Below are 18950 nucleotides of genomic sequence, written 5' to 3' on the forward strand. Positions count from 1 at the left end.
ACGAGTGGATCAGGCGCGGTAGATCGACTCCACCTCGTCCGCGAAGTCCTTCGCCACCACGTTCCGCTTCAGCTTCAGCGACGGCGTGATGTGGCCCGCCTCCTCGGTGAACTGGGCGGCCAGGATGCGGAACTTGCGTACGGACTCGGCCTTGGACACCGCGGCGTTGCCGTCGTCGATCGCGCGCTGCACCTCGGCCAGCAGCTCCGCGTCCTCGCGCAGCGACAGGGCCGTCGAACCGACCGGCTTGCCGTGCTCCTCGGCCCAGTGGCCCAGGAACTCCTCGTCCAGCGTCACCAGGGCGCCCACGAACGGGCGCCCGTCGCCGACGACCATGCACTCCGCGACGAGGGCGTGCCCGCGGATGCGGTCCTCGATCACGGCGGGAGCGACGTTCTTGCCGCCCGCCGTGACGATGATCTCCTTCTTGCGGCCGGTGATCGCGAGGTAGCCGTCCTCGTCGAGCGTGCCGATGTCACCGGTGTGGAACCAGCCGTCGGCCAGCGCCTCGGCGGTCGCCGTCTCGTTGTTCCAGTAGCCGGAGAACAGGTGCTCGCCGTGCAGCAGCACCTCGCCGTCGTCGGCGATGCGCACCACGGAGCCAGGCAGCGGCTGGCCGACCGTACCGATCTTCTGCCGGTCCCACGGGTTGAAGGCGGTGGCCGCGCACGTCTCGGTCAGGCCGTAGCCCTCCAGGACGGTGAAGCCGATGCCGCGGTAGAAGTGGCCGAGCCGCTCGCCCAGCGGCGCGCCGCCGGAGATCGCGTACTCACCGCGTCCGCCGAGCACGGCCCGCAGCTTGCTGTAGACGAGCCGGTCGAACACCTTGTGCTTGAACTTCAGGCCCACCGACGGCCCCTGCGGGGTGCCCAGCGCGCGGCTGTAGGCGATCGCGGTGTTCGCGGCCTTGTCGAAGATCTTGCCCTTGCCGTCGGCCTGCGCCTTGGCCCGGGCCGAGTTGTAGACCTTCTCGAAGACCCGCGGCACACCGAGGATCAGCGTCGGCCGGAAAGCGGCCAGCTCATCGGTGAGGTTCTTGATGTCCGGTACGCAGCCGAGCTTGATCGGCGCCATCACGGAGGCGACCTCGACCAGCCGGCCGAAGACGTGCGCGGCGGGCAGGAAGAGCAGTACCGAGCACTCGCCGGTGCGGAAGAGGGGCTTGAGCCGCTCCACCACGTTGCCGCACTCCGCGAAGAAGCTGCGGTGCGTCAGCACACAGCCCTTGGGGCGGCCGGTGGTGCCGGAGGTGTAGACGATGGTGGCCGGGTCGTCGGCCTTGGCGCTCGTCATCCGCAGGTCGAGCGCCTCGTCCGAGATCTCCTCGCCGGCCGCCGACATCTGCCGGATGGTGTCGCCCTCGATCTGCCAGATGCCCTTCAGCCCGGGCAGACCGGCCCGGACCGAGACCACGGACGCCTGGTGCGCATCGGACTCCACGATGCACAGGGTGGCGCCGGAGTCACCGAGGATCCACTGGATCTGCTCGGCGGAACTGGTCTCGTACACCGGCACGGTGACCGCGCCCGCGCTCCAGATCGCGAAGTCGAGCAGCACCCACTCGTAACGGGTGCGGGAGAGCAGGGCGACCCGGTCGCCGGGCTCGACACCGGCGGCCATCAGCCCCTTGGCGACGGCTCTGACCTCGGCCAGGAACTGGGTGGCGGTGACGTCCGTCCAGACGCCTGCCACTTTGCGGCTCATCACCGCGACGTCGGGATGCTGAGCGGCATTGCGGCGGATGAGATCCGTCAGGTTGCCGTCCGAGGGGACCTCGTACAGGGCCGGAAGGCTGAACTCGCGCAAGACTGCTGCTCCTCATCGGGCTCCGGTGCCACGGCTCTGTGTGACGCACCGGCGCGGTCCAAGAATGGCGGGTGCTCAGTGGGGTGAGCACGACTGGACTGCCCGGACGTTACCCACCGGTACTCGGTTCCGGATAGGGGGTTCAGGCCAGATGTCTTATGCGTCACACATATCGGTGGTCCTTGCGCGCAGAGTAGTGCACCCCGGCCGGCACTCGGAAGTAACCGCAGGTCCGGCGGCCCCTACCCAGGTGGACGCCGGAGTTCTAGGGTGATCGTCATGGCAGCAGGACCGAACAGCAGGGACGCCGGCGCCGGACGGCGCACCCGCATCCACGTGGTCAGTGACGTGCACGGCAACACCGAGGCGCTCGCCCGCGCCGGGGAGGGCGCCGACGCCCTCGTCTGTCTGGGTGACCTGGTGCTCTTCCTCGACTACGCGGACCACTCGCGCGGCATCTTCCCCGACCTGTTCGGCGTGGAGAACGCCGACCGCATCGTCGCCCTGCGCACCGAGCGCCGCTTCGAGGAGGCCCGGGACTTCGGCCGGGAGCTGTGGGCGGGCCTGGACCGCAACGCCGCGATCATCGCCGCCGTGCGCAAGCAGTACGCCGAGATGTTCGCCGCCCTGCCCGCCCCGACGTACGCCACCTACGGCAACGTCGACATCCCCGACCTGTGGCCCGAGTACGCCGGCCCCGGCACCACCGTCCTGGACGGCGACCGCGTCGAGATCGGCGGCCGGGTCTTCGGTTTCGTCGGCGGCGGCCTGCGGACCCCGATGCGCACCCCGTACGAGATCAGCGACGAGGAGTACGCCGCCAAGATCGAGGCGGTGGGCGAGGTCGACGTCCTCTGCACGCACATCCCGCCCGATGTCCCCGAGCTGACGTACGACACCGTGGCGCGCCGCTTCGAGCGCGGCAGCCGGGCGCTGCTCGCCGCCATCCGCCGCACCCGGCCCCGCTACTCCGTCTTCGGCCACGTCCACCAGCCGCTGGTCCGCCGGATGCGGATCGGCGTCACCGAGTGCGTCAACGTCGGCCACTTCGCCTCGACCGGCCGGCCCTGGGCCCTGGAGTGGTGACCCCCCGCCCCTGCCCGGGCCGGACCCTGCGACCCGGCGCAGCGCGCACGCGATAGCCTTCTGGCGGCAGGCCTCTGCCGACCGACCGGTACACCGCACTGGAGGGCCACAGCGATGGCTGAACACACCAGCTCGAGCATCACGATCGAGGCGGCACCGGCCGACGTCATGGGCGTGATCGCCGACTTCGACCGCTATCCGGAGTGGACCGGCGAGGTCAAGGAGGCCGAGGTGCTCGGCACCGACGACCGCGGCCGCGCCGAGAAGGTCCGCCTCGTCCTGGACGCCGGCGCGATCAAGGACGACCACACCCTCGCGTACACCTGGATCGGCGACTACGAGGTCAGCTGGACCCTGGTCAAGTCCCAGATGCTGCGCGCCATCGACGGCTCCTACGCCCTCGCGCCGCTCGGCGACGGCGACCGCACCGAGGTCACCTACCGGCTGACCGTCGACGTCAAGATCCCGATGCTCGGCATGATCAAGCGCAAGGCCGAGAAGGTCATCATCGACCGCGCCCTGGCCGGACTCAAGAAGCGCGTCGAGTCCGTCCCGAAGGCCTGACCGGGGTGCGTACGGTCCTGGTCACCGGCCTCGGCGGCGCGGGCCGCAGCACCGTCGCGGCGGCCACCGCCCTGGCCGGCGCCCGGAGCGGCGCCCGCACGCTGCTGCTCTCCGCCGACGCCATACCCGGCTTCCCCGCCGAAACCGCGCCCACCCGCGTCAACGACACGCTGTCATCCGTCCGGATCGACTCCGGCGAGCACTTCCGCGGCGAACTCCTCGCACTCCAGGACGAGTTGTCCGGCGTGCTCGATCTGCTCGGCGGCAACCGCATGGACGGCGAGGAGCTCACCGAACTCCCCGGCAGCACCGAACTCGCCCTGCTGCACGCGCTGCGCCGCGCCGCCCGGGGCGACTGGTCCCGCGCCGGGTACGACCTCCTCGTCGTCGACCTGCCGCCGCTGCGCGAAGCCCTCGCCGTACTGGCCCTGCCCGAGCAGCTGCGCCGCTACCTGCGGCGGCTGCTGCCGCAGGAACGCCAGGCCGCACGCGCCCTGCGCCCCATGCTCGCCCAGCTGGCCGGGGTGCCCATGCCCGCCCAGTGGCTGTACGAGGCCGCCGCCCGGCGCGACGCCGAACTCGCCGAGGTCCAGGAGCTGATCGAGGACCGTGCGACCACGCTCCGGCTGGTCGCCGAACCGGGCCCGGCGGCCGAGGACGCCCTGCGCACCGCCCGGACCGGGCTCGCCCTGCACGGGCTGCGCGTCGATGCCGTGGTCGCCAACCGGGTGCTGCCCCGCCACTCGTCCGACCCCTGGTTCGCCGCGCTCGCCGCACAGCAGGAGAAGTGCCTCGGCCACTGGCGCGAGGAATGGACGGCCGAGGCCCCCTCGGTCCTGGTGCCGCACCTGGGCCGCGACCCGCACGGCCCCGACGACCTCACCGGCCTGGACGGCACGGACGGCGCGCCGTCCCTGGCACCGGACACGCGCGGCGGCGGCCGCGCCGATGACCCCTGGTGGATCGAGGAGGCCGGCGCCCCGGACGGGCCGGACGGCGGCGACGGGATACTCGTCTGGTGCCTGCGGCTTCCCGGCGCCGTCAAGAAGGACCTCCAGCTCGTCCGGCGCGGCAGCGAGCTGCTCCTCACCGTCGGAACCTTCCACCGCATCGTGCCCCTGGAGTCCGCCCTGCGCCGCTGCACCGTCTCCGGCGCGGCCCTCACGGACGGTGTGCTGCGGGTCAGGTTCACGCCGGATCCCGGCCTGTGGCCGAGGACGGGCTGAACGGCGTACCACCGTTCGGGTAACGTCGGTAGAAGGCGTCCCGGACGCCGGGCCGCCGGTCACCCACGTCGCAGGAGTCCGCCATGAGCGAAGCCACCGATCGTCCCGCCGACGACGACGCGTGGGCGCAGGCCTGCGCCGAGGACCTCGCCGCCGAGAAGGCCCGCCGCCGCGCCGAGTACGGCCCGCCGCCCGGCTCCGCCGCCGAGGAACTGCGCAAGCTGGTCGACGCCGTGGCCGACAAGCTGGGTTCCCTCCAGTCGCCGCTGTTCGGGGTGGCGGCCCAGGGAGCCGTGCAGCAGGTCATCAAGCAGGCGAAGTCCGCCGTCGAGCCCGTCATCGAACGCAATCCGGACGTTTTCGAGCACATCGCCGCGGCCGGCAGTGAACTGCTCGCCGCCTACCGCTCCGCCGTCGAGGGTCAGGAACGTCGCTGGACCCAGGGCGCGGGGGACCCCGCAGGCACGGAAACGAAGGCGGAGGGCCCCACCGACCCCCGTGACGAGGGGCCCGGCGCCGGCGAACACATCGACCTGGACTGACCGGCGACGACAGGGCGGGGTCCGGCCTCGGGTACGGTTGCCTCAGCGGGGCTCGACCGAAACTGAGGGATTCATGGGACTCACCATCGGCGTCGATATCGGCGGCACGAAGATCGCAGCTGGAGTGGTCGACGAAGAGGGCCACATCCTCTCGACCTTCAAGGTGCCGACCCCGCCGACGGCCGAAGGCATCGTGGACGCGATCGCGGCGGCGGTGTCCGGCGCGAGCGAGGGGCATCCCGTCGAGGCGGTCGGCATCGGCGCAGCCGGATACGTCGACGACAAGCGGGCCACGGTGCTGTTCGCACCGAACATCAACTGGCGGCACGAGCCGCTGAAGGACAAGGTCGAGCAGCGCGTCGGCCTCCCCGTGGTCGTGGAGAACGACGCCAACGCGGCGGCCTGGGGCGAGTACCGCTTCGGCGCCGGTCAGGGCCATGACGACGTCATCTGCATCACGCTCGGCACGGGCCTCGGCGGCGGCATCATCATCGGCAACAAGCTGCGCCGCGGACGCTTCGGCGTGGCCGCCGAGTTCGGCCACATCCGGGTCGTCCCGGACGGGCTGCTCTGCGGCTGCGGCAGCCAGGGCTGCTGGGAGCAGTACGCCTCCGGCCGGGCGCTCGTGCGGTACGCGAAGCAGCGCGCCAACGCCACCCCCGAGAACGCCACGATCCTGCTGGCGCTCGGTGACGGCACGGTCGAGGGCATCGAGGGCAAGCACATCAGCGAGGCCGCCCGGCAGGGCTGCCCGGTGGCGGTCGACTCCTTCCGTGAGCTGGCCCGCTGGGCCGGCGCCGGACTGGCCGACCTCGCCTCGCTCTTCGACCCGTCCGCCTTCATCGTCGGCGGCGGCGTGTCGGACGAGGGCGAACTGGTCCTCGACCCGATCCGCAAGTCGTTCCGGCGCTGGCTGATCGGCGGCGAGTGGCGCCCGCACGCCCAGGTGCTCGCGGCCCAACTGGGCGGCAAGGCCGGTCTGGTGGGCGCGGCGGACCTGGCCCGGCAGGGCTGACCGACCCGGCACCACGGACATGACGGACGCCCGTCGCGCCCCTCTCGGGGAGCGGCGGGCGTCCGTCGTATCGTGATCCGCATGGCCATGATGTCGCTGCCAGACTCCCGTACCGAGCAGGACGGCTCGGCCGTCGTCAGAGTGCTCAGCTACAACATCCGCTCGATGCGCGACGACTTCCCGGCGCTGGTCCGCGTCATCCGCGCCTGCGCACCCGACCTGGTCCTCATCCAGGAGGCGCCGCGCTTCTTCCGCTGGCGCAAGCGCGCCGCCCGGCTGGCCGCCGCCAGTGATCTGGTGATCCTCGGCGGCGGCGCCACCGCGGCCGGCCCGCTGCTGCTCTGCTCGCTGCGCGCCACGGTGGAGCGCACCGAGGACATCCTGCTGCCGCTCACCCCGGGGCTGCACCGCAGGGGCTTCGCCACCGCGGTGGTCCGGATCGCGGGCACCCGGATCGGGGTGCTGAGCTGCCATCTGAGCCTGCAGCGTCAGGAGCGCCTCGCCCAGGCGGAGCGGCTGCTGGAGACGGTGGACGCGATGGACGTGGAGCACGTCGTCGTCGCCGGTGACCTCAACGACGTACCGAGCGGGCGCGCCTTCCGGCTGCTCGCCGGGCGGCTCCAGGACTGCTGGGAGGTACGTCCCCGGGGCGGCGAGCACACCTTTCCGCCGCACGAACCGCAGCGGCGGATCGACGCGGTCTTCGCGACCGGTGGCATCGAGGTGCTCGGCTGCGGGGTCCCGGCGGGACTGCCCGGGGTGTGGCCGCCCGACCTGCTGGCCGCGACCGACCACCTGCCGGTGCTGGCCGCGCTGCGGGTGCCCGCGGCCCGGCCGTAGCGTCCCGGCTCAGACCACCGCGCCGCGGCCGGGGTCGTCGCCGTCCTCGTCGTCGTGTTCCATCCGGGCCACCAGCGTCACGAAACCGCCCAGGAAGCCGCCGACGCAGACCGTCGTCAGCCACCACGTCATCTCCCACTGGAGCAGCACCGCGAGCAGCAGCAGCACCGGACCGCCGACCACCGCGAGCCAGGCGAACTTCGCCGTGACGTCGGCCTCCGGCAACGGCGGCGGCTCCGGCGGCACGAAGTGCCCCTCGCCGCTGTCGTCATCGTCGTCGATGTCGCCCGCGGCGGGCTCGGCCGGTTCGTAGTCGCGCGGGCCGCCGACGCCCGGCGCGAAGACCACCGAACTGCCGAGCGGCTTCTCCGGCGGCTTGGGCCGGCTCTTGCCGAGGCCCTTGTCCGGGTCCGGGGCGACGGTGTCCTCCTCCGGGAGCGCGAGATCCTCGATCGACCGGAAGGGGCGGGCCCCCGGCGGGTCCGGCGGCTCCTCCCCGTACCCGGCGACGATCGCCTGCCAGACGGCGTCCTCGTCGACCTGGCGTTCTCCGTCCGCGCCCGAGGGGCCGGCCGCCGCCTCGGGGGCCGGCGCACCGCCCTCCTCGTCGGGAACGGCCGCTCCCCCGGCGGGGAGGGGTTCGCGCTCCTCGTCGCTGCCTGCGCGCTCCGCGTCGTGCTCAGCCACCGGACGTGCTCCCCTTCTTTCCGACGCTCGGAGCGAGGCGGCCGATGAACGAGTGGCTCTCGTCGAAGATCCGCTCCGCATCGTGGTCCAACGTCGCGACGTGGTAGCTCTGTTCCAGCAGGATCTCCTCGACGTCCGTCGAGGACACCCGGCTCAGGATCCGGGCGGTGTCGGCGGGCGGCACCACATGGTCCTGCGGGCTGTGCAGCAGCAGGACCGGCTGGGTCACCTGGGGCAGCTCGGCGTCGACCAGCCGGAAGAACTTCCGCACCGAGTGCGCCGCGTGCAGAGGCACCCGGTCGTAGCCCACCTCGTGGGACCCCGCCAGCGCGATGTCGCTCGTCAGCCCCTTCGTCGTCCGCACCAGGTGCCGGGCGACCGGCAGCGCGTACGCCGACAGGCCGTGCACCTTGTTGGCCGGGTTGACCAGCACCAGACCCCGGACCCCGTCACCGTGCTTCGCGGCGAGCCGCAGCGCCAGCGCGCCGCCCATGGAGAGGCCGAAGACGAAGACCTGCTCGCACCGCTCCAGCAGCTCCCGCAGCGCCCGGTCCACCTCCGCGTACCAGTCCTGCCAGCCGGTCACCTGCATGTCCTCCCAGCGGGTGCCGTGCCCGGGCAGCAGCGGCAGCGAGACCGTGAGTCCGCGCTCCGCCAGATAGTCGGCCCAGGGGCGCAGCGACTGCGGGGAACCGGTGAATCCGTGACAGAGGAGGACGCCGACCTCTCCGCCCTCGTGGCGGAACGGCTCGGCTCCAGGAAGGACCGGCACCGGGGTCTCCTGTTCGTGAGGCTCGAAGGGGAGCGGAAGGGGGGAGTGCAGAAGGATTACTTCACCGTACGCGACCGGGCCGACACCGACCAGGGCCGTCACGGGGAGCACGGGCGACCGCACGGGTTAAGGTCTGTCGGACAGCACACAGGAGGCACCCGAGTTGATCTACGGCGCTATGAAGTTCTCCATCGGCGGGTCTCTGAAGCTCGCCTTCAGGCCGTGGGTGGAGGGCCTGGAGAACATTCCCGCGCAGGGACCCGCGATCCTCGCGAGCAATCATCTGTCGTTCTCCGACTCCTTCTTCCTGCCGGCCGTCCTGGACCGCAAGGTCACCTTCATCGCCAAGGCCGAGTACTTCACCGCGCCCGGGGTCAAGGGCAAGCTCACGGCCGCCTTCTTCAAGGGCGTGGGACAGCTCCCGGTGGACCGCTCCGGTGCCCGCGGGGCCGGTGAGGCGGCGATCAAGGCCGGTATCGAGGTCATCGAGAGCGGTGGGCTCTTCGGCATCTACCCGGAGGGCACCCGGTCGCCCGACGGCCGCCTGTACCGCGGCAAGCCCGGCGGTCTCGCCCGGGTGGCGCTCGCCACCGGCGCCCCGGTCATCCCCGTCGCGATGATCGACACGGAGAAGATCCAGCCGCCCGGGCAGGTGATGCCCAAGCTGATGCGCCCGGGGATCAGGATCGGCAAGCCGCTCGACTTCAGCCGCTACCACGGCATGGAGGGCGACCGCTTCATCCTGCGCTCGGTCACCGACGAGGTGATGTACGAGATCATGAAGCTGTCCGGGCAGGAGTACGTCGACATCTACGCGACGGCCGCCAAGCGGCAGCTCGCGGACGAGGCGAAGCGGCAGGCGGAGGCCGCGAAGCAGGCCGCGTCCGGCGGCCGGGACGAGCAGCGGGGGACGGACGGGGACCGCGGCGCCTGAGCGCGCGCGGAAGTCCGGGGCGGGGGGAGAAGAAGATGGCCAGACGGGTGCGGGTCGTGCGGATGTCGGTCGAGCAGCCGCTGTGGCGTGCCCTGACCGCGTACCGCGTCCTGACGATGCTCTACGCGATCCTGCTCGCGGTCTTCGGCCGCGAGAAGTACGAGCGGCCGTGGGTGGCCGTCGTCTTCCTGACGGTCATGGCCGTCTGGACGCTCGCCACCCTGCCGAAGGTGGCGGGCGCGGTCGCCTGCACCAAGCGCTTCCTGGGCGCCGACCTCACGCTCGCGCTGACCGGCATCCTCATCACGCCGCTCGCCGACTTCCAGGCCCAGCACATGGACGGCCCCACCCTGCCGTCCATCTGGACCGCGGGCTCCGTCCTCGCCTTCGCGATCAAGGGCGGCTGGCGGTGGGCGGCCTTCGCCTCCACCTTCGTCGCCGTCGCCAACCTGATCGAGCGCGCCGAGCCCAGCCGCGACACCCTGCACAACGTCCTGCTGGTCTGGGTCGCCTCCATCGCCATCGGGTACGTCGTCGAGGTCGCCCGCGCCAGTGAGCGCACCCTCGCCCGCGCCCTGGAGATCGAGGCGGCCACCCGTGAGCGCGAACGGCTTGCCCGGGACATCCACGACAGCGTGCTCCAGGTCCTCGCGATGGTGCAGCGCCGCGGCACGGCGCTCGGCGGCGAGGCGGCCGAGCTGGGCCGGATGGCCGGGGAACAGGAGGTCGCCCTGCGCACCCTGGTCTCCAGCGGCCTGGTACCGCCCACCCGGCTCTCCGAGGACGCGGCCGAGGGCGCCGTCGTACGGACCGTCGAGACGGACGACGACGAGGCCGACGTGCCGGCCGAGACCGATCTGCGCGCCCTGCTCGCCCCGCACGCCGGCTCCCGGGTCAGTTTCGCGGAGCCCGGTGCCCCGGTGCTGCTCGCGCCCGGGGCGGCCGGCGAACTGGCGGCCGCCGTCAGCGCGGCACTGGACAATGTCCGGGTGCACGCGGGGGAGAGCGCCCAGGCGTGGATCCTGGTCGAGGACTGGCCCGACGAGGTGATCGTCACGGTCCGGGACGACGGACCGGGCATCCCGGACGGGCGGCTCGCCCAGGCCGAGGGCGAGGGCCGCCTCGGCGTCGCCCTCTCCATCCGCGGGCGGCTGCGCGATCTGGGCGGCACGGCAGAACTGATCTCGGTGCCCGGCCAGGGCACCGAGGTCGAACTGAAGGTTCCGAAGGTTTCACGGGGGAAGGCGGGTTCAGTCCGATGAGCGCAGCACACGAGGAGAACGCCGGGCAGCAGCGGCCGATCAGGGTGATGGTCGTCGACGACCACCCGATGTGGCGCGACGCCGTCGCCCGCGACCTCGCCGAGTCCGGCTTCGACGTGGTGGCGACGGCGGGCGACGGCCCGCAGGCCGTCCGCCGGGCCGGGGCCGTCACCCCCGACGTCCTGGTCCTCGACCTCAACCTGCCCGGGATGCCGGGCGTCCAGGTCTGCAAGGAACTCGTCGGATCGCAGCCGGGACTGCGGGTCCTGGTGCTCTCCGCGAGCGGCGAGCACGCCGACGTCCTGGAGGCGGTCAAGTCCGGTGCCACCGGCTATCTGCTGAAGTCGGCGAGCACCCGGGAGCTGACCGACGCGGTCCGCTCCACCGCCGTCGGCGACCCGGTCTTCACCCCCGGCCTCGCCGGGCTCGTCCTCGGCGAGTACCGCAGACTGGCCTCCGAGCCCGCACCCGTCGCCTCGGACGAGCCGAAGGCCCCGCAGCTCACCGACCGGGAGACCGAGGTGCTGCGGCTGGTGGCCAAGGGACTCTCGTACAAGCAGATCGCCGAGCGCCTCGTCATCTCGCACCGCACCGTGCAGAACCACGTCCAGAACACCCTGGGCAAGCTCCAGTTGCACAACCGGGTGGAGCTCGTGCGGTACGCCATCGAGCGCGGACTCGACGACGTCTGAGATCAACACCCGGACATTGCACGGGAATTGACCGTCCGACCCATCCCTCTGTGACCTGGATCACCCTTAGACTGACCGGCACATGAGGGGTGGCGTCGCGGGGCTGGGCACGCACTCCCCCAAGCTCTCGGCTTCACTCGAGCAGGGGGGACCCCCTCCGGCGTTGTCGTCAATCACCATGGCTCTGCCATGGCTCACTCCTCCGCCTTGCAGCTGCACGCACCCAGCCCCGCTCCTTCTTCCACCCCTCATGTGCCGGGCAGTCTCAGCGTGGAACCGAGTGAGCTCACTTCGGCGAAGGGATGCTTCCATGCGGGTCGGAGTACTGACCGGGGGCGGCGACTGCCCCGGGCTCAACGCGGTCATCCGCGCCCTCGTCCGCAAGGGCGTGCAGGAGTACGACTACGACTTCATCGGCTTCCGGGACGGCTGGCGCGGGGTGCTGGAGGGTGAGACGGTCCCGCTCTCCATCCCGGCGGTGCGCGGCATCCTGCCGCGCGGCGGCACCATCATCGGATCCTCGCGCACCAACCCGCTCAACGCCGAGCACGGTGTCCGCCGGGTGCGCGAGACCCTCGCCAAGTACGAGGTCGACGCGCTCGTCACGATCGGCGGCGAGGACACCCTCGGGGTGGCGGCCACCCTGTCCGACACGTACGCCGTCCCCTGCGTCGGCGTGCCCAAGACCATCGACAACGACCTGTCCGCCACCGACTACACCTTCGGCTTCGACACCGCCGTCGGCATCGCGACCGAGGCCATCGACCGGCTGCACACCACGGCCGAGTCCCATATGCGGGTCCTCGTCGTCGAGGTGATGGGCCGCCACGCCGGCTGGATCGCGCTCCACTCGGGGCTGGCCGGCGGCGCCAACGTCATCCTCATCCCGGAACAGCGCTTCGACATCGACCAGGTCTGCGCCTGGGTGACCTCCCGGTTCCGGGCGAGCTACGCGCCGATCGTGGTGGTCGCCGAGGGGGCGATGCCCGCCCACGGCGAACTGGTCCTCAAGGACGCCTCGCACGACTCCTTCGGCCATGTCCGGCTCTCCGGTGTCGGTGAGTGGCTGGCCAAGGAGATCGAGAACCGCACCGGCAAGGAGGCCAGGACCACCGTGCTCGGCCATGTCCAGCGCGGCGGCACCCCCAGTGCCTTCGACCGCTGGCTGGCCACCCGCTTCGGGCTGCACGCCATCGACGCGGTGCGCGACGGCGACTTCGGGAAGATGGTCGCCCTGCGCGGCACGGACATCGTGCGGGTGCCGATCGCCGAGGCGACCGCCCGGCTCAAGACGGTCGACCCGGCGCTCTACGCGGAGGTGGGGGTCTTCTTCGGCTGAGCGGCGCGGCCGGCCCGGCGGACATATATTCGCGATGACCGGCCTCGCGGGGCCGCCCGCGCTCGCCGGTGCGCGCGGGCGGGCCCCGCACCTCGCCCGCACCAGTCACGGAGACGTCGTGGAAATCCTGGCATTCGGAGTGCAGTCCGACGAGAAGCCGCTGATCGAGAAGGCCTTCGCCGGAAAGCACGAGGTGCGCTGTCTGGACGTCTTCCTCAACCAGGACACCGCACCCATCGCGGCGGGCTACGAGATCATCTCCACCAGCGTCAACGCCGACCTGGGCGGCAAGGTCCTGCAGTCCCTCGCCGCCGGCGGCACCCAGATGATCGCCCAGCGCTCCACCGGCTTCAACAACATCGACCTGGACGTCGCCGAACGCCTCGCCCTGCGGGTCGCCCGGGTCTCCTGGTACTCGCCCTACTCCGTCGCCGAATTCGCCTGGACGCTCGCCATGGCGGTCAACCGCCGCGTCGTCCGCGCCACCACCCGCACCCGGGACTTCGACTTCCGCCTCGACGGGCTCCTCGGCCGGGACATGCACGGCCGCACCGCCGGCGTCATCGGCACCGGCAAGATCGGCGAGGCCTTCACCCGGATCGCCCACGGCTTCGGCATGAATCTGCTCGGCTGGGACGTCGCCGAGAACCCGGCCTGCACCGAGCTCGGCATGCGGTACGTCGACAAGGAGCAGCTCCTCGCCGAGTCCGACCTGATCAGCCTGCACGTCCCGCTGCTGCCCTCGACCCACCACATCATCGGCAGGGACGCCCTGGCACGCATGAGGGACGACGCGATCCTGATCAACTCCAGCCGCGGCGGACTCATCGACACCGCCGCCCTGGTCGGGGAGTTGCGGGCGGGCCGGTTCCTGGGCGTCGGACTCGACGTGTACGAGGCGGAGGCCGGGCTCTTCTTCCTCGACAAGTCCCTGGAGGGCGTCGACGACGACACCCTGGCCCGGCTCGTCACCTTCCCCAACGTGCTCGTCACCTCGCACCAGGCGTACTACACCGAGGACGCGCTGGGCCAGATCATCGGCGCCACCGTCCAGAACGTCGACGACTACCTGGCGGGCCGCCGCAGCGACAACGTCCTGGTCCCGGCCCGGTCCGGGACCTGACGACGCCAGGGCCCGGACCGGACGGGTTCAGCCGCGCACCGGCAGCCCCGCCAGCAGCTCGCCGACGATCGCCGCCCCGCGCAGCGTCAGCACCGACTCCGGATGGAACTGCACCGACGCGAAGCCGGGCCCGCGCAGCGCGTGCAGCTCCCCGGTCGCCGGGTCCAGGCTCGTCGCGATTCCGTGCGCCGACAGCTCGGTGACGGCAGCCTCGTCGCAGCGCGCGGTGAAGCTGTTGTAGAAGCCGACGGTCTCCGGGCGTCCGAACAGGTCGATCCGGGTCTGCGCCCCCTGGTACGGCACGGTCTTGCGGACGATCTCCAGCCCCAGCTCCGCCGCGATCAGCTCATGGCCCAGGCACACCCCGAGCAGCCCGTGCCGGTGGTCCCGGACGAGCTCCGCGGCCAGCGCGCGCAGCAGGACCATCTTCGGATCGGTCCGGTCGCCCGGATCGCCCGGCCCCGGGCCCAGCACGACGGGCCCCTCGTGCGCCCGGACGGTCTCGCGCAGCCCCGGCTCGTCGTAGCGGCGCACCGACACGTCGAGACCCGATGCGCGCAGCAGATGCCCCAGCATCGAGGTGAACGTGTCCTCGCCGTCGATCACCAGCGCATGGCCGGACAGCGTGTCGGTGCGCTCCTGCATCCGCAGCCAGAAGGGCGCCAGCCCGTCCCGCCTGGCATCCAGGGCCGCCCGCACCCGCGGGTCGTCGGCCAGCCGCGGCCGCGCCCCCTCGGCCTTCGGCCGGCCCGGCCGCACACCCAGCGCGGCCAGCACACCGGCCGCCTTCGCATGGGTCTCGGCGACCTCGCTCTCCGGGTCCGAGTGGCGCACCAGCGTCGCCCCGACCGGTACCCGCAGCTCCCCGGCGGCCGAGATGTCGGCGGTCCGGATCAGGATCGGCGAGTCCAGCGTCTGCGTGCCGTCGGGGGCCCGTCGCAGGAGCGCCAGCGCGCCCGCGTAGTAGCCGCGCCCGCCGGACTCGTACCGCTCGATCACCCGGCAGGCGTTCTGCACGGGGGAGCCGGTGACCGTCGCCGCGAACATGGTCTCCTTCAGCACCTCCCGCACATCCAGCGAGGAACGCCCGCGCAACTCGTACTCCGTGTGCGCGAGATGGGCCATCTCCTTGAGCCGCGGACCGATCACCACCCCGCCCATGTCGCCGACGGTGCACATCATCTTGAGCTCCTCGTCGACCACCATGGAGAGCTCCTCGGTCTCCTTGCGGTCACCGAGGAAGGCCAGCAGGTTCTCGGCGGTCGGCCCTTCGGCGGGGTAGCGGTACGTTCCGCTGATCGGGTTCATCACGACCGTCCCGCCGGACATCCGGACGTGCACCTCGGGGCTGGCCCCCACAAGCGTCCTGTCCCCGGTGTGCACGACGAACGTCCAGTAGGCGCCCCGCTCACCGGCCAGCAGCCGCCGGAACAACGCCAGCGCGTCCGCCCGGCCGAACCCCGGGATCTCACCGCGGAAGGTGCGCCGGATGACGAAGTTCGCGCCCTCGCCACGGCCGATCTCGTCCTCGATGACCCGCCGCACCGTCCCCGCGTACTCCTCGTCGGACACGTCGAACGCACCGTCCTCGACCCGCACCGCATGGCGGGGGAGCAGCTCCAGCGCCTCGTCGAGCGTCATCGTGTACGTCTCGTCCGCGAGGAGCACGGACAGCGGAGTGCCGTCGTCGCGGACGTCGAAGCCGCGCTCGGCGATCTGCCGGAACGGCACCAGGGCGAGCGCGGGCGCCTCGCCCACCGGGATCCCGGCGAGCCGGTCCACCTCCCGGACCCGGCCGATCAGCACCTCGACGGTGTCGTGGTCGTGACCGGGGGTGCGCCTGCGCAGCAGGGCGAACGGCGGGCAGTCGTCGCCCAGGAGTCTGGAGATGATCGCGTGCGGTGCCATCGGTGGTGTTCCTTCCACTGGAATCAACGTGAATCAGCTGGGAGGAACGGCCCGTCAACACGGAAAAGGCCGCCCCTCGGGCGGCCTCTGCGTCGGTGTGTACGCGCGATCAGTGGGCCGCCGGATGAGCGGTCCACCACCAATTACGGGTCGAGTGCGCGAACATGCCCGAACCCTAACCCATCACGACGCACGAAGGGGCCCGATCCGCCCAGCGGGCGGACCGGACCCCTTCACCGGCCTGATCCGACGAGGATCAGACCAGCGTGTTGTAGATGCCCCAGCCGCCGCCGACCTTCGCCATCGGCGCGAACGGCTTCGCCAGGTCACCCGTGGACCGGTAGTACCAGAGCACGCCCGCGCTGTCCCGGGCGATCAGGTCCGGGATGCCGTCACGGTTCAGGTCGCTCGGACCGAGGAGGTCCTTGAAGACCCCCCAGCCCTTGCCGACCTGGCTGCGCGCGGCGTACGGCGCGGCCGGGTCGCCGGTGCCCCTGTAGAGCCACAGCACCCCGTCCTTGTCCCGGGCCACCAGGTCCGCCTTGCCGTCCGCGGTCAGGTCACCGGTGGGGACCAGGGTGTTGTAGACCCCCCAGCCGCCGCCGACCCGTGCCTTCGTCGCGAAGGGCTTCGCCGGGTCGCCGGTGCCCTGGTAGAACCAGAGGACGTTGGACGCGTCGCGGGCGATCAGGTCGGCCCTGCCGTCACCGTTCAGATCGCGGGCGCCCCACATGCCGTTGTAGACACCCCAGCCGCCGCCGACCTTCAGCCGGGTCATGAACGGCTTGCTCGGGCTGCTGCCGCCCCGGTAGTACCAGAGGTAGCCGCTCGTGTCCCGGGCCACCATGTCGCCCGTGCCGTCGGCCCGCAGCGCGGTCATCGCCGTGAGGGCGTTGTAGCCCTGCCAGCCCGGACCCACCCGGTAGCGGCCGTAGAACGGCGTGGTGGCGCTGCCGGTGCCCTGGTACTGCCAGAGCACACCGGCGGAGTCGCGGCCCAGGATGTTGTACCGGTTGGTGCCGGCGTCCGGGGCGACACTGGTGCCGGTCGTGACGTCGCTCGCCTTCACCCACGCCATGCGGTGGTTGTAGCGGATCGGAAGGTAGCCGGTGGTGCCCACGACGTTCTTCTGGGCGGAGCCGAACCAGTCGTCGCCCTTCACCTCCGGGCCCGCCTGCGCGTACGCCTGGCCGGCGGGGAGCGTGTACTTGGTCAGGTAGTCCGGGTTGTCCGTCGGAGCCTCCAGGCCCGCGGCGGTGTAGGCGGCGGTCTCCGGGTAGGAGCGTCCGTAGATCCGGACCGTCACACCTGCCTTGGCCTTCACCAGGCGGGGGGCGGACGCGAGCGGCACGGTGTACTGGCCGCCGGGGTTGTGGAACCAGCCCTTCTTCCCGCCGTACCAGATCGCCGTCCAGTCGGTCTTCGCCTCGGCGACGACGTAGGTGCCGCCTGCGCGGACCTTGTTGGACCAGTTCGAGCCCTCGCTCCAGAGCGCCGAGAAGTACGGGTCGCTCAGCGTGGTCGCGGTCGTCGACGGCGAGGTGTAGAGGTAGCCGAAGTTGGCCGGCTGCGTGGTGACCGCCTTGGTGCCGACCGTCAGCTTGGGCTGGTTGGCCGTGGTGAACGGCGGCACCACACGGACCAGCTGACCCGCCTTGACGGGACCGCCGGCGCCACCGGCGCCCGTCGGAGCGCCCATCAGGTCCATGAAGTGGTTCCAGTCCCAGAACGGTCCCGGGTCCCAGTGGGTGTCCGAGCTGTTCCGGTCGAGCTGTACGGGCACATCGTCGTGTCCGATGATGTGCTCGCGGTCCAGCGGGATGCCGTACTTGTCCGCCAGGAACTTCACCAGGGCCGAGGTGGACTCGTACTGCGACTCGCTGTACCAGCTGCCCGCCTTGATGGCGTAGCCCTCGTGCTCCACCCCGATGGTGTGCATGTTCAGGGTCCAGTTGCCCGCGTGCCACGCCAGGTTCTTGTTCTCGACCAGCTGGGTGACCAGACCGTCCGAGGCGCGGACGAGGTAGTTCGCGCTCACGGCCGAGTCCGGGCTCGTGAGCGTGTTGAGCGAGGTTGCGTAGTCGCCCTCGGTGTCGTGGATCACGATCTGCCGGATGTCGACGCCCTGCGCGGGCCGCACGGCGGGCGTGTAACTGCGCTTGCCCGTGCTCGACGTCTTCGAGGGAACGAAGTTGCAGTTCAGACCGGCCGGGCATTCGGGCGTCGGGACCGCGGCGGTGCTCGCGAAGGTCGCGGCGAGCGGCACGTTCGACGGCTTGACCGGCTCGACCGAGGGGTCGGCGGGAAGCGTGACCTGCTGGCCGTCCTGGGTGAGCGCCTGCTCACCCGTCCTGATCGACTCGAAGACGCGCTTCGCGAAGAGGTCGGCGCCCTTCTTGTCCGGCGACTGGCTGAAGCGCGCCACCGCGGGATACCAGTGGGCCGCGTCGTCCGGCAGCGAGTCCGTCGCATCCCGCTGGTACTCGGCGAGCAGCGCCGCCCCCGCGCGGATGCTCTCCTCGGTGTCGTTGCGGACCGCGTCCGTGCCGGAGTCGATGAGACCGGCGGCCTCGTCCAGGGTGTGCAGCCGCGGGTCGTCGGTGTCCACGGTCTTCTTCGGCAGGCTGCGCAGCGCCTTGGCGGCGTCGAAGGTCTTCTCGAACTCCGGCCGGCCGCTCATGTTCATGTGCGCCAGACGTGCCTTGTCGTCCGGCTGCTCGACGTCGTCGGGCGACACACTGGTCAGCCCCATCACGTTGTACGCGCCGCTCGTGCTCGGCTCGCCGTCGTGGCTCTCCCACAGCGTCTGCCGGTACGAGACCGCCATCAGCACGCTCTGCGGGACGTCGAACTCGGACGCCGCGTCCGCGAACTGCTTCTGCAGCGCACCCGCCGCGGACACCTGCTTGCCGTCCGCGGTGGTGGTGTCCTGCGAGGCCATGGCCAGGGTGCCGATCGTGGCGGTCGCCACGACCGCCGCCCCCACCCCGTACAGCAGTCGTCTCTTCCTGAGGTCCCTGCGGTGATTCCGCTTCAAAGCCCCACCCCTGTGGTCCACTTGTTCAATTCAGAAAGACGTGAGGCTAGCAGGCCCTGTTGTGGTCCTCGTCACTGGCAGGGCCGGGGACCGTCTCATCCGTTGAGCACCCGGAAA

The 18950-nt window shown here is 71.5% G+C and carries 16 protein-coding genes; 11 read left to right on the forward strand and 5 right to left on the reverse strand.

The features are described 5' to 3' along the window. Positions 1 to 9: 9 nt before the first annotated feature. On the reverse strand, positions 10 to 1806 hold the full coding sequence (locus OG521_28930; GenBank protein ID WUW24574.1) for an AMP-dependent synthetase/ligase: 1797 nt from the start codon (positions 1804 to 1806) through the stop codon (positions 10 to 12). A gap of 279 nt (positions 1807 to 2085) precedes the next feature. On the opposite strand from OG521_28930, the gene OG521_28935 reads away from it, so the two are divergent. The 6 genes from OG521_28935 (at position 2086) to OG521_28960 (ending at position 7079) form a co-directional block, all read left to right on the forward strand. Beyond that, entirely contained in the window at positions 2086 to 2892 is an 807-nt protein-coding gene (locus OG521_28935) for a metallophosphoesterase (GenBank protein ID WUW24575.1), read from the forward strand. 114 nt (positions 2893 to 3006) lie between these two features. Beyond that, the gene (locus tag OG521_28940) at positions 3007 to 3456 is read left to right on the forward strand and encodes an SRPBCC family protein (protein WUW24576.1); all 450 of its coding nucleotides are present in this window, start codon (positions 3007 to 3009) and stop codon (positions 3454 to 3456) included. Positions 3457 to 3461: 5 nt separating this feature from the next. Then, a complete protein-coding gene (locus OG521_28945) occupies positions 3462 to 4682 on the forward strand; it encodes an ArsA family ATPase (protein WUW24577.1) in 1221 nt (406 codons plus the stop codon). 83 nt (positions 4683 to 4765) lie between these two features. Next, positions 4766 to 5224, forward strand: coding sequence for a DUF5304 domain-containing protein (locus tag OG521_28950; GenBank protein ID WUW24578.1), 459 nt, complete (start codon positions 4766 to 4768; stop codon positions 5222 to 5224). Positions 5225 to 5297: 73 nt separating this feature from the next. Then, positions 5298 to 6239: an ROK family glucokinase gene (locus OG521_28955; protein ID WUW24579.1), complete on the forward strand. Its 942-nt coding sequence runs from the start codon at positions 5298 to 5300 to the stop codon at positions 6237 to 6239. 81 nt (positions 6240 to 6320) lie between these two features. Then, positions 6321 to 7079, forward strand: coding sequence for an endonuclease/exonuclease/phosphatase family protein (locus OG521_28960; protein ID WUW24580.1), 759 nt, complete (start codon positions 6321 to 6323; stop codon positions 7077 to 7079). Between the two features lie 9 nt (positions 7080 to 7088). Here the strand turns inward: OG521_28960 and OG521_28965 are convergent, their stop codons facing one another. Together OG521_28965 and OG521_28970 are read right to left on the reverse strand one after the other, a co-directional pair. After that, on the reverse strand, positions 7089 to 7766 hold the full coding sequence (locus OG521_28965) for a hypothetical protein (protein WUW24581.1): 678 nt from the start codon (positions 7764 to 7766) through the stop codon (positions 7089 to 7091). Next, a complete protein-coding gene (locus OG521_28970; protein ID WUW24582.1) occupies positions 7759 to 8538 on the reverse strand; it encodes an alpha/beta fold hydrolase in 780 nt (259 codons plus the stop codon). The genes OG521_28965 and OG521_28970 overlap by 8 nt, the downstream gene beginning before the upstream one ends. A gap of 163 nt (positions 8539 to 8701) precedes the next feature. On the opposite strand from OG521_28970, the gene OG521_28975 reads away from it, so the two are divergent. The 5 genes from OG521_28975 to OG521_28995 all read left to right on the forward strand — a co-directional run bounded on the left by OG521_28975 (position 8702) and on the right by OG521_28995 (position 13888). Next, a complete protein-coding gene (locus OG521_28975) occupies positions 8702 to 9472 on the forward strand; it encodes a 1-acyl-sn-glycerol-3-phosphate acyltransferase (GenBank protein ID WUW24583.1) in 771 nt (256 codons plus the stop codon). A 35-nt stretch (positions 9473 to 9507) separates the two neighbouring features. Continuing rightward, positions 9508 to 10734, forward strand: coding sequence for a DUF5931 domain-containing protein (locus OG521_28980; GenBank protein WUW24584.1), 1227 nt, complete (start codon positions 9508 to 9510; stop codon positions 10732 to 10734). Then, entirely contained in the window at positions 10731 to 11426 is a 696-nt protein-coding gene (locus tag OG521_28985; protein WUW24585.1) for a response regulator transcription factor, read from the forward strand. The genes OG521_28980 and OG521_28985 overlap by 4 nt, the downstream gene beginning before the upstream one ends. 310 nt (positions 11427 to 11736) lie before the next feature. Then, positions 11737 to 12765 (forward strand): 6-phosphofructokinase, encoded by a 1029-nt coding sequence (locus tag OG521_28990; protein WUW24586.1) that lies wholly within the window; start codon positions 11737 to 11739, stop codon positions 12763 to 12765. A 118-nt stretch (positions 12766 to 12883) separates the two neighbouring features. Continuing rightward, entirely contained in the window at positions 12884 to 13888 is a 1005-nt protein-coding gene (locus tag OG521_28995; GenBank protein ID WUW26833.1) for a 2-hydroxyacid dehydrogenase, read from the forward strand. Between the two features lie 27 nt (positions 13889 to 13915). Here OG521_28995 and OG521_29000 read toward each other — a convergent pair whose 3' ends face one another. Continuing rightward, a complete protein-coding gene (locus OG521_29000; protein WUW24587.1) occupies positions 13916 to 15796 on the reverse strand; it encodes an anthranilate synthase family protein in 1881 nt (626 codons plus the stop codon). A 256-nt stretch (positions 15797 to 16052) separates the two neighbouring features. After that, positions 16053 to 18833, reverse strand: coding sequence for an N-acetylmuramoyl-L-alanine amidase (locus OG521_29005; GenBank protein ID WUW24588.1), 2781 nt, complete (start codon positions 18831 to 18833; stop codon positions 16053 to 16055). Between the last annotated feature and the right edge of the window lie 117 nt (positions 18834 to 18950).

Origin of the sequence: Streptomyces sp. NBC_01463, from assembly GCA_036227345.1 — a bacterium.
In the GTDB taxonomy this organism is placed as follows: domain Bacteria; phylum Actinomycetota; class Actinomycetes; order Streptomycetales; family Streptomycetaceae; genus Streptomyces.

Excerpts from the sequence above, each read along its gene's own strand:
- OG521_28955 (WUW24579.1), top strand. The coding sequence starts at position 5,298 with ATGGGACTCACCATCGGCGTCGATATCGGCGGCACGAAGATCGCAGCT.
- OG521_28950 (WUW24578.1), top strand. The coding sequence starts at position 4,766 with ATGAGCGAAGCCACCGATCGTCCCGCCGACGACGACGCGTGGGCGCAG.
- OG521_28985 (WUW24585.1), top strand. The coding sequence starts at position 10,731 with ATGAGCGCAGCACACGAGGAGAACGCCGGGCAGCAGCGGCCGATCAGG.
- OG521_29000 (WUW24587.1), bottom strand. The coding sequence starts at position 15,796 with ATGGCACCGCACGCGATCATCTCCAGACTCCTGGGCGACGACTGCCCG.
- OG521_28940 (WUW24576.1), top strand. The coding sequence starts at position 3,007 with ATGGCTGAACACACCAGCTCGAGCATCACGATCGAGGCGGCACCGGCC.
- OG521_28935 (WUW24575.1), top strand. The coding sequence starts at position 2,086 with ATGGCAGCAGGACCGAACAGCAGGGACGCCGGCGCCGGACGGCGCACC.
- OG521_28990 (WUW24586.1), top strand. The coding sequence starts at position 11,737 with ATGCGGGTCGGAGTACTGACCGGGGGCGGCGACTGCCCCGGGCTCAAC.
- OG521_28980 (WUW24584.1), top strand. The coding sequence starts at position 9,508 with ATGGCCAGACGGGTGCGGGTCGTGCGGATGTCGGTCGAGCAGCCGCTG.
- OG521_28960 (WUW24580.1), top strand. The coding sequence starts at position 6,321 with ATGGCCATGATGTCGCTGCCAGACTCCCGTACCGAGCAGGACGGCTCG.